Origin of the sequence: Cryobacterium sp. TMB3-10 (assembly GCF_004402305.1) — a bacterium.
GTDB lineage: Bacteria > Actinomycetota > Actinomycetes > Actinomycetales > Microbacteriaceae > Cryobacterium > Cryobacterium zongtaii.
In genome coordinates this window covers 15,805-29,761 of the sequence record NZ_SOGH01000006.1, presented here as the reverse complement: position 1 = coordinate 29,761, position 13,957 = coordinate 15,805, and the positions used below count along the sequence as shown (strand labels likewise).

11 protein-coding genes are annotated in these 13,957 nt (G+C 69.2%); 7 read left to right on the top strand and 4 right to left on the bottom strand.

Annotated elements, in window-relative coordinates; all coding sequences use genetic code 11:
• The first annotated feature begins 17 nt into the window (after positions 1-17).
• Positions 18-2,504 carry a glycoside hydrolase family 3 C-terminal domain-containing protein gene (locus tag E3T22_RS02415; RefSeq protein ID WP_134480207.1) on the top strand — a complete coding sequence of 829 codons (2,487 nt, stop codon included), beginning with the start codon at positions 18-20 and terminating at the stop codon, positions 2,502-2,504.
• Positions 2,505-2,660: 156 nt separating this feature from the next.
• Here E3T22_RS02415 and E3T22_RS02410 read toward each other — a convergent pair whose 3' ends face one another.
• Both E3T22_RS02410 and E3T22_RS02405 read right to left on the bottom strand, forming a co-directional pair.
• Positions 2,661-3,842: an alpha/beta hydrolase gene (locus tag E3T22_RS02410; protein ID WP_134480205.1), complete on the bottom strand. Its 1,182-nt coding sequence runs from the start codon at positions 3,840-3,842 to the stop codon at positions 2,661-2,663.
• 133 nt (positions 3,843-3,975) lie between these two features.
• Positions 3,976-5,082 carry an aromatic acid exporter family protein gene (locus E3T22_RS02405; protein ID WP_088457360.1) on the bottom strand — a complete coding sequence of 369 codons (1,107 nt, stop codon included), beginning with the start codon at positions 5,080-5,082 and terminating at the stop codon, positions 3,976-3,978.
• Positions 5,083-5,220: 138 nt separating this feature from the next.
• Here E3T22_RS02405 and E3T22_RS02400 point away from each other — a divergent pair, with 138 nt between their 5' ends.
• Positions 5,221-5,982 carry an SDR family oxidoreductase gene (locus tag E3T22_RS02400; protein ID WP_088457359.1) on the top strand — a complete coding sequence of 254 codons (762 nt, stop codon included), beginning with the start codon at positions 5,221-5,223 and terminating at the stop codon, positions 5,980-5,982.
• A 236-nt stretch (positions 5,983-6,218) separates the two neighbouring features.
• The gene (locus E3T22_RS02395; RefSeq protein ID WP_134409380.1) at positions 6,219-8,444 is read left to right on the top strand and encodes a DEAD/DEAH box helicase; all 2,226 of its coding nucleotides are present in this window, start codon (positions 6,219-6,221) and stop codon (positions 8,442-8,444) included.
• A gap of 230 nt (positions 8,445-8,674) precedes the next feature.
• Here the strand turns inward: E3T22_RS02395 and E3T22_RS19610 are convergent, their stop codons facing one another.
• Both E3T22_RS19610 and E3T22_RS19605 read right to left on the bottom strand, forming a co-directional pair.
• The gene (locus tag E3T22_RS19610) at positions 8,675-9,088 is read right to left on the bottom strand and encodes a hypothetical protein (protein ID WP_370291383.1); all 414 of its coding nucleotides are present in this window, start codon (positions 9,086-9,088) and stop codon (positions 8,675-8,677) included.
• A 25-nt stretch (positions 9,089-9,113) separates the two neighbouring features.
• Positions 9,114-9,494 (bottom strand): substrate-binding domain-containing protein, encoded by a 381-nt coding sequence (locus E3T22_RS19605; protein ID WP_370291381.1) that lies wholly within the window; start codon positions 9,492-9,494, stop codon positions 9,114-9,116.
• A gap of 97 nt (positions 9,495-9,591) precedes the next feature.
• Here E3T22_RS19605 and E3T22_RS02385 point away from each other — a divergent pair, with 97 nt between their 5' ends.
• From E3T22_RS02385 to recQ, 4 genes are all read left to right on the top strand, one after another.
• Positions 9,592-10,215 (top strand): hypothetical protein, encoded by a 624-nt coding sequence (locus E3T22_RS02385; protein WP_134480202.1) that lies wholly within the window; start codon positions 9,592-9,594, stop codon positions 10,213-10,215.
• Between the two features lie 174 nt (positions 10,216-10,389).
• Positions 10,390-11,046 carry a YcnI family protein gene (locus E3T22_RS19300; protein ID WP_134409382.1) on the top strand — a complete coding sequence of 219 codons (657 nt, stop codon included), beginning with the start codon at positions 10,390-10,392 and terminating at the stop codon, positions 11,044-11,046.
• A gap of 8 nt (positions 11,047-11,054) precedes the next feature.
• Entirely contained in the window at positions 11,055-11,702 is a 648-nt protein-coding gene (locus E3T22_RS02375) for a copper resistance CopC family protein (protein ID WP_241983572.1), read from the top strand.
• A gap of 177 nt (positions 11,703-11,879) precedes the next feature.
• Complete coding sequence (gene recQ / locus E3T22_RS02370) at positions 11,880-13,919, top strand: DNA helicase RecQ (protein WP_134480200.1); 2,040 nt, start codon at positions 11,880-11,882, stop codon at positions 13,917-13,919.
• Positions 13,920-13,957: the final 38 nt, after the last annotated feature.

The following is a 13,957-nucleotide window of genomic DNA, read 5'->3' as shown; positions in this document are numbered from 1 at the left end:
CCATGGAGGAACATCTGATGACATCGCCGGCGGACAACCCCACCCCATCGCTCTCGGCGGGCGAAGAGCAATTGGCGCAGGCCTCCACGGGCCTGGTTGACACCGAGACCTACATCGACCTGGAGCTCGTCGCGCTGTGCCGGGAGTCCGCCGCTGACGGGACTGTCCTGCTCCGCAACGACGGCACCCTCCCTCTGCGCGGGGGGTCGCGCATTGCGCTCTTCGGGCGGGTCCAGATCGACTACTTCTCGGTCGGGTACGGGTCGGGCGGGGACGTCAACGCTCCGTACTCCTGGAACCTTCTGGACGCACTGCGCGACGGCGGCCAGGTCACCGTCGACGCAGATCTCGCCGCGTCCTACACGCGCTGGTGCGCGGAGAACCCACCCGACGAGGGCACCTGGGGGAATTGGCCGCGCTACTTCGAGGAGATGCCCCTCGAAGGCGAGGCCGTTCGAGCCGCCGCAACCCGGACGGACGTCGCCATCGTCGTCCTGGGGCGTGCCGCCGGGGAAGCGCGAGAGAACACCCTGACCCAGGGCAGTTATTACCTCACGGACGCGGAGAAGAGCCTGCTGGACGCGGTCACCTCAGCGTTCACGCACACCGTCGTGGTGCTCGATTGCGGCAACGTCATCGATCTCGCCTGGCTGGACCAGTACGGCGAGGCGATCTCCTCGGTGCTCTACGCCTGGCAGGGCGGCATGGAGGGCGCGCGGGCCATCGCGGACGTCCTGACCGGCGTGCAGGTGCCCGGAGGGCGACTCACCGACACCATCGCGCGTTCCTACGCCGACTACCCGAGCGCACCGAACTTCGGCGGGCTCGAGCATAACGACTACGCGGAGGACATCTACGTCGGCTACCGGTACTTCGAAACCTTCGCGCCCGACGCCGTCCTCTTTCCCTTTGGGTTCGGTCTCGGGTACTCGAGACTCGATGTGGTGGCCACGGCCCACGTCAACGACGAGGAGGTCACGGTCACCGCGCGCGTGAGCAACGTCGGGACGGAGCATCCCGGCGCTGAGGTCGTCCAGGTGTACGTCCAAGCGCCGGACGGCGAGCTCGGCAAGCCTGCCCGCACGCTGGCATCCTTCGCGAAGTCGCGACGACTGGACCCGGGCGAGAGCGAGTCGTTGCACCTGGCGTTCCCGATCGCCTCTCTGGCCTCTTACGACGATTCCGGGGCAACCGGCCATCGGTCCGCCTACGTCCTCGAGGCCGGTCAATACACGGTGTTCGCCGGCACCGACGTGCGCGCGGCGACCCAGATCGCCTCGTTCACGCTCAGCGAGCTGCGCGTCGTCGAACAGCTGACCGAGGCGTGCGCACCCGCCGCCGCTCACCCCTTCCAACGGATGATTCTCGACCGCGACGACGCCGGTCGCGCCGTCGTCGGGTGGCAGGATGTCCCCACGCGGGAGGTCTCCCGCCGCGAACGGCTCCAGGCACGCACGGTTCCGGCGCTGGAGCAGACCGGAAGCCAGGCCGTCACTCTGGCCGATGTCGCTGAAGGGGCAGCGACGCTCGACGAGTTCGTGGCCCAGCTCTCCCACGAGGACCTGGAAGCGCTCACCCGAGGTGACGTAGTCATGGACAGCCCGCTCGGGACGCCCGGGAACGCCGGCGTGTTCGGCGGCATCACCGCGTCGCTACGAGCGAAGGGCGTGCCTCCCATCACGACGACGGACGGCCCCTCCGGCATCCGGCTGGCGGCCTACGCTGCGCTCCTGCCCTGCGGAGCGGCACTCGCCTCAACCTGGAACACCCCGCTCGTGCGTCGACTCGCGGCGCACCACGGCGAGGAGATGGTCCGCAAGGGCACCCACGTGCTACTCAGCCCGGGAATGAACATTCACCGTGACCCCCTGTGCGGGCGCAACTTCGAGTACTTCTCCGAGGACCCGCTGGTCACCGGCCTTATCGCGGCCGCAGTCGTGGCTGGCGTCCAGGAAGCGGGAGTAGCGGCCTGCCCCAAGCACTTTGCGTGCAACAACCAGGAAACCAACCGGAACCTCAACGACTCGAGGGTCTCGGAACGGGCTCTGCGGGAGATCTATCTGCGCGGGTTTCAGATCTGCCTCGCCCAGGCGCGCCCGCACACCCTCATGACGTCGTACAACAAAATCAACGGCGCATGGTCGCACTACAACGACGAGTTGTGCACGACGATCCTGCGGGAGGAATGGGGATTTGAGGGAACGGTGATCACCGATTGGTGGATGCAGCGCGCCGTCGACCCGGATTGCCCGGCGGTGGCTGACGACGCTTACCGGGTCCGCGCGCAGGTCGACGTCTTTATGCCTGGCGGATGGTTCGACCACGTCAGCGGCGGCTTCGACGCCTCGGCGGCATCGTCTCTGCTCGATTCCCTCGCTCGCCCAGACGGCATCACACTCGGCGAGGTCCAGCGCACCGCCCGAACCGTCCTCCAGCTCGTCCTGGCGCTGCCCGCGCTGAGCAAGGAGATCCTCAGGAACTCGGCGGCGGGGAGCCAGCCCTAGGTACGAGCATCGGCGTAGACCTTCCCTTTGCCCCTCAAGCCGGCCCTTCCGCATCAACCAGTGCCGGAGCGGCGTCGGATGAGAACAACGACGACCACCCGGCCGGGCGGAGTGCCGGCGGGTTGTGGATAACTCTTTTCAGGCCGTGCGCCTGGCTCAGTCCGTGTCGAGGTGCTCGTGCAGAAAGGCCGACACCGCACCGCGCATCGCCGCATCGAGGATGCCGATGGAGTGCAGGCTGCCCGGCACCGTGACGAGCTGGTTGACGATGCCGAGGGCGTTGAGCTCCGCGGCGAAGCCGGTGGACTGGCTCAGCGGAATGAACTCGTCAGTGGACGACCCGACGAAGACGGGCGGGTCGGTGCGATCCAGCGACCTGACGGCCGACGCGTCCCGGGCCGCCCGACAGTCCAGCAGCGATTCGCAGTCCAGGTAGTCGAGCACGATCTGCTCAAGCCCAGAGGAGCCGCCGGCCACCACGATGCCGTCGTAGCTCAGGTCGACGGGCCCGGAGAGCTCGGCAACAGCCGCGACCCGGCTGCCGTCGGTAAGCGATCCAGTGCCGCGGGCACCGAGCAGCGTGGCCAGGTTGCCGCCCGCCGAACCGCCGAAGGCACCGATTCGAGCGGGGTCGATGCCGTAGTGCTCGGCATTTGCGCGCATCCACTCGACGGCGCGGCCCAGGTCTTCAATGGCAGCCGGAAAACTCACCGCCGGCACCAGCCTGTAGTTCACCGAGTACGCCACGAACCCCTCGGAGGCGAGCCATTCGCAGACATTGCGCCAGTCGCTGTTGCCTTTGTCGCCGCGAGCCCAGCTGCCGCCGTGGATGGAGAGCACCGCCGGCCGGAGGGTGGCTTGAGAGGGCGTCTCGGTGTCCGTGCCCGGTTCCATCGCGCCAGCGGTGGCCGGATCCGCGGATGCGTCGTCGGCGGGAGCCGCCGTCGGCTCGGGCTCAGGGGACGGATCGGGCGCGGCCGTTTGGCCGGCCGCCGCGTCCCCGGTGTCGCCGTCCACGTCAGCGGTTGACCCGGCATCCGCTTCTGGCGGCGAGCAGACGTCGAGGGTGAGCTGGGTGCCGTCCGGCTGGGTGGCGTAGACGACGTCCTCATCGATCACGGCGTCCCCGGGCGCGGTGAAGGTGCGGATGCCCACGATCGCCGTGGTGTCGACCTCGCTCGCGGTTCCGCCGGCCTGTGCGGGCGCCACCGGGCGCAGGTTCCAATGCAGGCCGCCGAGCAAGGCGGTGGCCACGACGGCCATGCCGCCGGCATAGGCGACGAAGAGAACGAGAAAGCGTCGGGAGCCGAGTCCGATGATGCGGCGACCGTTACTCACGGATGCTCCTGAAATGTGCTGGGTGCGGGTGCTTTCGAGAATAGATCGGTCGGGCCCGGCCCGCTAATCGGCGGGCGTCAAAACGCCGGCCGGGCGCGTCGCAGAGCGGCCCGACGGCGGCCTCAGCGGGGCGTCAGGCCTTCGCGGGGACGTCGCGGGTAATCCCCGGGCTCAGAGCGGCGAGCATCCGGGTGACGTCGAGGGCCGCCGCGCTGGCCGCGACGATGGCTTCCGCACCCAGTTCACGGTGCTCATGGATCGCCTCGGTCATGGCGGCTGCGGCATCCTCGGCCGCCCGCAGGGCGTCGAGACTCGGTTCCCCGGTGTCCCATTCATTGACCAGGGCGGCCGTCGCCCGCACCGCCGCACTCAGCGCCGGTCGCAGCGCGGCCGGCAGCTCCACGGGCACCGGTGTACCCCAGGCCGCCCCAGCGAGCACGTCGGTGAGGTCGCGCACATAGAAGGTCGCGTTCTCGAGCGCCGCCAGGTCGTCATAGTCGGTGCTGAGATCGTGCGGCCGGATGCGCGCCCGCGGGTTGATCCGGCGGCTCTCGTCGGCCTCCGCCAACGCGCGACGCACGGCAGTGCTGGTGCTCGCCAACGTGGCGCCCTGCTTGGACCATTCGCCCTCCTCGGGCGGCCAGCTCGCCTCGAGGGCGTCGGCAACCGAACCCAGGTGCAATCCGAGCGCACGCCGCAACCTGGACAATTCCTTCACCGCGGCAGTCACCCGCAGCGGGGGTGCGACGAGGAGGTTCACCGCCAGCCCGACAACGATGCCCAGGGTCATCTGCGAGACGTATCCGATCGAATAGCCGTCGGCGTTCGGACCGCCGACGATCAGCACGAACAGACCCGCGATCGGCACGTACTCCCGTCCGGCGCCCAGCTGGCGGATGCCGCCGAACAGCATGCCGATCCCCACCACGAGCGACACCGTCAGCACGCTGGGTTCGCTGAAGATGATCACCGCGGCCGCCAGAGCAATGCCGATCACCAGCCCGGCAAGGGTCTGCATAGCGTTCTTGATCGACCCCATCAGGGTCGGAAAGCTGGCCACGATGACACCGAGCGGCGCGTAGTAGGGGTAATCGTTGGCGACGCCGGGCATCAGGGGGGCGAGCTTCCAGGCGATCGCCACCGCAACGGCCGTCTTCACGGCCTGCAGCAGGCGGGGATGTGCCACGGCGGTCTTCACCAGGCCACCGGCGGCACGTGGGGAGAGATCGGGAGTGCGCATCGAACGAGTCTGCACGATTCCCGGCTTCCCGCCCAATCGCGGCTGGCCCCGCGGGCCCAGAGGTTTCGGCGCCATCGGCATAGAATCGCGGCATCACCTGGGCCTGTCCCCGCGGGGAGAGCTCGAAAAGGAGGCGTCGTGAAGATCGCGATAGCGGGAGGAACCGGCACCGTCGGGCGTCACGTCACCGACCTGGTCAGCCGTCTTGGGCACCAGCCTGTCGTCCTCGCCCGGTCGACCGGAATCGACCTCGTGACCGGAGACAGGCTCTCCTCGGTGCTCGACGGTGTTGACGGGGTCATCGATGTGGTCAACACCTCCACGCTGTCCGCTAAAGCGTCCACCCGCTTCTTCGGCACGGCCACGGCCACGCTGCTCAGGGCAGAGGCCGCCGCCGGGGTGCGGCACCACGTCACCCTCTCGATCGTGAATGCCGACACGGTCTCCGCCGGGTACTACGCGGGCAAGGTCGTCCAGGAGGAGGCGGTGAAACGCGGCGCCGTGCCGTGGACCATGCTCAGGGCCACGCAGTTCCACGAGTTCGCGGCCCAGACCCTCGGGCGAGGCTCGCGCGGCATCCTCACCCTGGTGCCCGTCATGCGGACCCAGCCCGTCGCGGCGCGGGAGGTTGCCCAGCGGCTCGTCGAGCTTGTGGTGGGCCCGCCGCGCGGGCAGGTGCCCGATCTCGGCGGCCCACGGGAGGAACGCCTTGTCGACATGGTGCGCGACTACGCCCGAGTCACGCGCACTCACGCCCGCATCGTGCAATTCAAGCTCCCGGGCCGAATGGGCACCGCGATGCGAGACGGCACCCTGTTGCCGGCCCCCAACACCGAACGAGGTGCCGAGTCCTTCGCACAGTGGCTCGACGGCATCGCGCACCCAAAGCCCGCCGGCTAGCAACCGTGACTTTTGGGACTCGATAAGGTAACGTGGACAAGTCGGCTCTTGACACCGCGTGTTTGATTGTGTGCGCGGATGGGTTTGTAAGTCAGGATGGGCCGGTTTCCCAGTAATCCGCTGGTGAAAAATCACTGTATGTGAACGGCCCCGGCCATAGACTGCCCGGGTTCTCAGGTTGCGTCGCCGTGCGACGCACTACTGCCATGTACTCAACACAACCCAGAAATACTTCTATGCCTTCTAGCAAGAAGCCGGCCGTCGGCCGCGCAGCCAAGAACTTCGACCCGAGCCACTCCAAGGGCGGCCCCAAGGGCGCACCCAAGGGCGGCAGCAAGAGCCCCGGACACCGCGGCTACCGCGCAGACGATGGCGCTCCCAAGAAGCAGCGCTGGAACGCCGACGAGCGCGCAGCGCGTTCCGGTGAGCGCTCCTCCTCCGACCGTCCCGCCTACGGTGACCGTCCCGCCTACGGTGCCCGCACCGAGCGTCCGGCCTCCAACGACCGTGCCCCGCGCACCGACCGTCCCTCGTACAACAACGACCGTCCCGCTCGCGGCGACCGTCCCTCGTACAACAACGACCGTCCCGCTCGCGGCGACCGTCCCTCCTACGGCGACCGTGCCCCGCGCACCGATCGCCCGTCGTACAACAACGACCGTCCGTCGTACGGCGACCGTGCCCCGCGCACCGATCGCCCGTCGTACAACAACGACCGTCCGGCTCGCACAGAGCGTCCGTCCTACGGTGACCGTGCCCCGCGCACTGACCGTCCGTCGTACAACAACGACCGCCCGTCGTACGGTGACCGTGCCCCGCGCACCGATCGCCCCGCCTATAATGACCGCAACAGCGACCGTCCGGCTCGCACCGAGCGTCCGTCCTACGGTGACCGTGCCCCGCGCACTGACCGTCCGTCGTACAACAACGACCGCCCGTCGTACGGTGACCGTGCCCCGCGCACCGATCGCCCCGCCTACAACGACCGCAACAGCGACCGTCCGGCTCGCACCGAGCGTCCGTCCTACAACAGCGACCGTCCGGCCCGCACGGAGCGTCCGTCCTACGGCGATCGCCCCGCCCGCACCGACCGCCCGTCGTACAGCAACGACCGTCCGGCCCGTGGCGAACGTCCCGCGTACGGCAATGACCGCGCGGCCCGCAACGACCGTTCCAACGACGGCGGCCACTCCAGCAACTTCTACCCCGACCGCGACTCCAAGCCCAAGTTCGCCGCCGGCGACGACGTGGTGCTCGAGCGCCTCGAGGCCATCGCCACGACCGCAGAAGATGTTGTCGGCGTGACGTTCGGCGACCTCGGGCTCGGTGGCAACATCGTGCGCGAGCTCGCTCTCCTCGGCGCTCCGTCCCCGTTCCCGATCCAGGCCGCGACCATCCCCGATGTGCTCGCCGGCCGTGACGTGCTCGGCCGCGGCAAGACCGGCTCCGGCAAGACCATCGCGTTCGCCGCTCCCATGATCGAGAAGCTCATGGAGAACAACGGCGCCAAGGACCGCAAGATGGCCCGCAAGCCCCGCGCGCTGATCCTGGCCCCCACCCGCGAGCTGGCCCTGCAGATCGACCGCACCGTGCAGCCCATCGCGCGCAGCGTCGGCCTCTTCACCACCCAGATCTACGGCGGCGTTCCGCAGTACCGCCAGGTCAGCGCCCTCCAGCGCGGCGTGGACATCATCATCGGCACCGCCGGCCGCATCGAGGACCTCGTCGAGCAGGGTCGTCTCGACCTGTCCGAGGTTGTCATCACAGTCCTCGACGAGGCCGACTACATGTGCGACCTGGGCTTCCTCGAGCCGGTTCAGCGCATCCTGCGCCTCACCAAGAAGGGCGGCCAGCGTCTGCTGTTCTCGGCCACCCTCGACAAGGGCGTCGCCTCGCTTGTCAAGGAATTCCTGACCAACCCGGCCGTGCACGAGGTCGCCGGAGAAGACCAGGCCTCCAGCACGATCGACCACAAGGTCCTCCTCATCGAGCACCGCGACAAGGCCTCCATCATCGGCCAGCTTGTCGACCGCCAGGGCAAGACGCTCATCTTCAGCCGCACCCGCGCCTACGCCGAGCAGCTCGCCGACCAGCTCGAGGACGCCGGCGTCAAGGCCACCAGCCTGCACGGCGACCTCAACCAGGCCCGCCGTACCCGCAACCTGCAGATGCTCACCAGCGGTCGCGTCAATGTTCTCGTCGCCACGGACGTCGCCGCCCGCGGCATCCACGTCGACGACATCGACCTGGTCATCCAGGCCGACATGCCCGACGAGTACAAGACCTACCTGCACCGCGCCGGCCGCACCGGCCGCGCCGGCAAGTCCGGTACCGTCGTCACGCTGATCCCCAAGCAGCGTCGTCGTCGCATGGAAGACCTGCTCGACCGGGCCGAGATCGACTCCAGCTTCACCTCGGCCACGCCGGGCGACGCCTCGATCACCGCTCTGGCGAACCTGTAACACCAGCGCACAACCGGCAGGGCATCCGTTTCGGCGGGTGCCCTGCCGGCGGTTAACCGGCGCGCGAATCCGTCGCGCACGATCGGGGATGCGGTACGGTTTTGTCGTTCGCGTGCTCCCTCACAATTCGGGTTTGTGACAGCGCGCGCGAGCACAGGATGTCTGTGGGGCATCCGCGCGGTGCTCCACAGATATCCGCCCGGCCTGGTCAGCGGGGGCGGATGCGCGGCTCAGCGGATGCTTGCGACGGCCTCGAGCACCCGGTCAGAAAAGTCAGCGGACAGCGGCGCCGAACCCGCGCTCTCTGCGGCGGCGGCCTGACCCTCCGGGCTGGCCATGTACGCCAGGTAGGCCGCGACGAGCTCGGCCTGGTCGGCGTCGGGATAGTCTTCGCAGGCGATCAGGTAGCTCACGAGCACCAGCGGGTACACGCCGGGGGCCGTGGAGGTGCGGTCGACATCCACCACCAGGTCGTAGGGGTTGTCCCGCGCCACCAGGGGCGAGGCGTCGATGACGGCCGCGGCGGCCTCGGTGGAGAAATCGACGAACTCGTCGCCCACCTGCAACGCCGCGACAGAGAGGTCACCGACCCTGGACGCATCCGCGTAGCCGATGGTGTTGTTGCCGTTGGCGACGGCGCTCACGACGCCGGAGTTGCCTTGGGTGCCCTCACTTCGTCGTGCCCGAATCGTCCGAGCGATGCACCGCGGAGATCTGTTCGGCGGGCAGGGTGGCGTCGGGGTTCAGGTCGACGAGGGCGGGGTCGTTCCACCGCGTGATCGCACCGGAGAAAATGTTCGCGATCGCCGACGGATCCAGGCGCAGGGTGTCCACGCCATCGACGTTGTAGACCAACACCGACGGTGACACGTAGACGGGCAGGTCGATGGCGGCGGACCCCGGCGCGCTCGACCCGGCACCGTCCAGCGTGCCGGCCAGAGTGCTCGTCTCGTCACCGGATTCGTTGGCGGCGCAACCCGACAGGAGCAGGGCGGCCACCGCGATCGACGTGCCGAGGGAAAATGCCGGGTGCCTGTCTGGTGCCAGCACTGTTCCCATTCTGCCCGACCGGAGCCGCGTGTTCTCCGAGAGGCAGCTGAACGGCGCGGTCCTGATAGATTCGAGGAACCGTGACAAAGGGAGAATCATGACCACACGCTGGGCGCGCTTCGCCCGTGGGTGGATCGTCGCGGCCGTCTCCACGTTTGTTGCCGCGTTGTCGCACACCGTGGGTGGCGGAGCCGTGCCCGGCCTGTTGGCCGTGGTCGTGTCCCTGGCTTTCGCCGGGATCGTCTCCATCGCCCTGTCCGGCCGCACCCTGTCCACCTGGCGACTCACCGCGGCGGTGCTGCTGAGTCAACTCGTCTTCCACGGGCTGTTCTCCTTCGGCAGCGCGGGCGGCGCCCTGGTGACCACGGATGCGGCAACCGCGCACGCCCACAGCGCGGGCAGCGTCGCCGTGCTGGTGCCATCATCGATGCAGGCCGGCACCATGTCCGGCGCCGACCACGGGCTGATGATGACCGGGGCCCACGTCCTCGCCGCCGTGGTGACCGTCCTGGCGCTCCGCTTCGGCGAGCGGGCCTTCTGGGGTCTGTTCAGCACCGCGACGGTGGCCCTGAAGGCCCTCGTGCGGATCCTCGTGCTCACCCCGATCCCGAACATCCCCCAGACGATCTCGGCGTCCTCGGCCGCTCTGCCGCCCCGCGACCTTCTCGTCCTGCTGAGTCCGATGCGGCATCGTGGGCCGCCGGTGCACCTGTTCGCCTGAGCGTCACGCTCGGCCACCTTCAGTCTTCGCACCTCTTATATATATGTCGACCCATCCGTCGGCCGCCCCGTCGAATTTTCGTACCGAGCCCCGCCATGCCTGTCGGCCCCGCGCGGGCCGCGGCCACGATTCGACCACTCGCGTGTCGACCGGCCACCAACCCAAGGACCCATCATGAAGCTCTCCACGCCCGTCTTCTCCGCCACCGCCCTTCTCGGAGCCGGCCTGCTCGCCCTGTCAGCGCCGCTGGCCGCCAGCGCCCACGTCGATGTCGAACCGTCGTCGACCGCCGCCGGCTCCTACAGCCTGCTCACCTTCTCGCTCGGCCACGGCTGCGACGGGTCGGCCACCACCGGCATCACCATCGACATCCCCGACACCATCACCAGCGTCACCCCCACCATCAACCCGGGCTGGGACATCACGCCGCTCACCGACGGCCAGGTCACCTACACGGCTCTCACCCCGCTCGCCGACGGCCTCCGCACCACCTTCGTACTCAGCCTGCAGATCCCCGAGGACGCCGCCGTCGGCGACACGCTGGCGTTCCCCGTGCTTCAGTCTTGCGAGGTCGGGGAGACCGACTGGTCAGAGACGGTCGTCGAGGGCGAGGCCGAACCGGCCCACCCGGCCCCGTCGCTCACCGTCACCGAGGCCGGCGCAGAGTCCGGCCACGGTCACAATGCCGCTGCCGCAGCGGATGGCGCCCCCGCGACCGAGCCGATCGCCACCGACGATGTGCTGGCCCGGTTGCTCGGCATCGGCGGTCTCATCGTCGGCGCCGTCGGCCTCGTGGTCGCCGTCGCCGCCCGCCGCAAGAACGCCGCATAGAGCTCCCCATGGCACCCATCCGAAACAGCCGCCGGCACGCCCGCATGCTGAAGCGGTCGGCGCTGGCCGGGGCCGTGCTGGCCGTCGCCAGTCTCGGCGCCACGGCCGCCCCGGCGTTTGCGCACAACTACCTGGTCGGCTCGACACCGGCGGCGGGTTCGATCGTCACCGAGCAGCCCGGGACCGTATCGATCACCACCAACGACAACCTGCTCGACCTCTCGGGCCAGGGCGAGGGCAGTGTCATCCAGGTCACCGGCCCGGCCGACGCGCCGAGATACTACGGCGACGGCTGTTCGACGATCGCCGGGCCCACCCTCGAAACCGCGGTGCAGCTCGGCCAGCCGGGGGAGTACACGGTGACCTGGCAGGTCGTGTCGACCGATGGGCATCCGATCTCGGACACCTTCACCTTCACCTGGCAGCCCGACGCGGCCCAGGTGCTGAACGAGGGTTCCGCGACCGCGCCCGAGTGCGCCACCGCTGGTTCAGGCCAGACCGGACCGGCCAATTCCGAAGCGGCCGGCGCCGACGCCGCGGAGTCCGGCTCGGCGGTCGACGTCACCGACCTGCTTTGGATCGGCGGAGCGCTCGTGGCAATCCTCGCCGCGATCGGTGTGACGCTCCTGCTGCTGCGCCGTCCCACCCCGAAATAGCCATCACCCCATCCCGCAGTAGGTCAGGCAATTTCGCGAGAGCGGTGGAACGGTCACCTCGGGTGCTCCGAAGCAACCACACCACCGCTTTCGCGAGAGCTGCGGGTGGGCCGTGGCATCCATCCACATGCCGCCGCCCCGGCCAGTGGCGTCGGTGGGCGCGGGTAGAGTTGGCGGGTGAGTTGGAACGCCGAGATACCGTGGGATCCTGACGAGTTCGAGCCGCCGGACGACTTCGATGCCCCACCGCCCCCAGACCCCTACGGTCAGGGTGGCTTCGCCACGCCCGCGTCGGCCGCCGCCGGCCCGGCCGGCTCCGGTCCCGTCGATTTCGGCCCGCCCGCCGGCGGCGCAACGCTGCTCGCCCCGCCGCCGCCCAAGCGGGCCACCGCCAAGTTCGGCACCGCCGCCGAGGCGCTGCACACGGTCTTCGGCTACGACTCGTTCCGTGGTGAGCAGGCCCAGATCATCGACCAGCTCATCGGTGGCGGCGACGCCGTCGTGCTGATGCCCACCGGTGGCGGCAAAAGCCTCTGCTACCAGATCCCGTCGCTCGTGCGCGAGGGCACCGGCATCGTCATCTCCCCGCTGATCGCACTCATGCAAGACCAGGTGGATGCGCTCACCCTCGTCGGCGTGCGCGCCGCGTTCCTCAACTCCAGCCAGGACTCCGCCGCCCGCAACCAGGTCGAACGTGACTACCTCGCCGGCAACCTCGACCTGCTCTACGTCGCCCCCGAGCGATTGAGCAACGAGGCCACCAAGCGGTTCCTCGATCGCGGCACCATCGCCCTGTTCGCCATCGACGAGGCGCACTGTGTCTCCCAGTGGGGCCACGACTTCCGCCCGGACTATCTCGCGCTTTCCGAGCTCGCCGACCGCTGGCCCGATGTGCCCCGCATCGCGCTCACCGCCACGGCCACCGACGCCACCCACAAGGAGCTCACCGAGCGCCTGCAGATGGGCGAGGCGCAGCACTTCGTCGCCAGCTTCGACCGGCCCAATATCCAGTACCGCATCGTCGGCAAGAACGAGCCGCGCAAGCAGCTGCTCAACTTCATCAAGACCGAGCACCCCACCGACGCCGGCATCGTCTACGCGCTCAGCCGCAAGACCGTCGAGCAGACCGCCGAGTTCCTGCGCGCCAACGGCCTGAACGCCTATCCGTACCATGCCGGCCTCGACCAGGGCCTGCGCGCCCGCACCCAGTCCAGGTTCCTCCGCGAAGAGGGCGTCATCATCGTGGCGACCATCGCGTTCGGCATGGGCATCGACAAACCGGATGTGCGCTTCGTCGCGCACATCGACCTGCCCAAGTCCGTCGAGGGCTACTACCAGGAAACCGGCCGTGCTGGCCGCGACGGCCTGCCATCCACCGGCTGGCTCGCCTACGGCCTGCAGGACGTCGTGCAGCAGCGCCGCATGATCGACGAGTCGCCGGGGGACCTCTCGCACCGCCGCAAGATGAGCGCGCACCTGGACGCCATGCTCGCGCTCTGCGAGACCGTGCACTGCCGGCGGGTCAACCTGCTGCGCTACTTCGGCCAGGCCAGTGAACCGTGCGGCAACTGCGACACCTGCCTCACGCCGCCGGAGGCCTGGGACGGCACCGTTCCCGCCCAGAAACTGCTCTCCACGATCGTGCGCCTGCTGCGCGAACGCAACCAGCGCTTCGGCGCCGGCCAGCTCATCGACATCCTGCGCGGCAAGACCACCCCGCGCACCACCCAGCACAACCACGACCAGCTGGCCACCTGGGGCATCGGCGCCGACCTCACCGACCAGCAGTGGCGGGGAGTCGTGCGGCAGCTGCTCGCGCAGGGGTTCATCGCCACCTCCGGCGAATACGGCACCCTGATCCTCACCGAGGCCGCCGCAGAGGTGCTCGCCGGCAACCGCCCCGTGCAGCTGCGCAGCGAACCCGACAAGCCCGTGAAGCGCACCCCCGCTGCCCGCGCCGCCACCGCCAAGGCCGGCCTCGCCGAGCTCAGCAGCGAGCAGGAGGCGCTGTTCCAGGCCCTGCGTGCCTGGCGCAGCACCACCTCACGCCAGCAGGGCGTTCCCGCCTACGTGGTTTTCGGCGATGCCACCCTGGTGGCCGTCGCGGCGGCGAAACCGCGCACGCTGGCGGACCTCGACGGCATCACCGGCGTCGGTGCGAAGAAGCTCGAGTCTTACGGCGAGGCCCTGCTCGAGGTCGTCGCAGCGAACGCTTGACCCACCCGGATCGACGGGGGTGGCGGAGCTCATCCGCC

Bases quoted from the DNA above. Each gene is read 5' to 3' on its own strand.
- E3T22_RS02415 (WP_134480207.1), top strand. From the start codon at position 18: ATGACATCGCCGGCGGACAACCCCACCCCATCGCTCTCGGCGGGCGAA.
- E3T22_RS02405 (WP_088457360.1), bottom strand. From the start codon at position 5,082: ATGCGCACTCCCGATCTCTCCCCACGTGCCGCCGGTGGCCTGGTGAAG.
- E3T22_RS02395 (WP_134409380.1), top strand. From the start codon at position 6,219: ATGCCTTCTAGCAAGAAGCCGGCCGTCGGCCGCGCAGCCAAGAACTTC.
- E3T22_RS02385 (WP_134480202.1), top strand. From the start codon at position 9,592: ATGACCACACGCTGGGCGCGCTTCGCCCGTGGGTGGATCGTCGCGGCC.
- E3T22_RS19300 (WP_134409382.1), top strand. From the start codon at position 10,390: ATGAAGCTCTCCACGCCCGTCTTCTCCGCCACCGCCCTTCTCGGAGCC.
- E3T22_RS02375 (WP_241983572.1), top strand. From the start codon at position 11,055: ATGGCACCCATCCGAAACAGCCGCCGGCACGCCCGCATGCTGAAGCGG.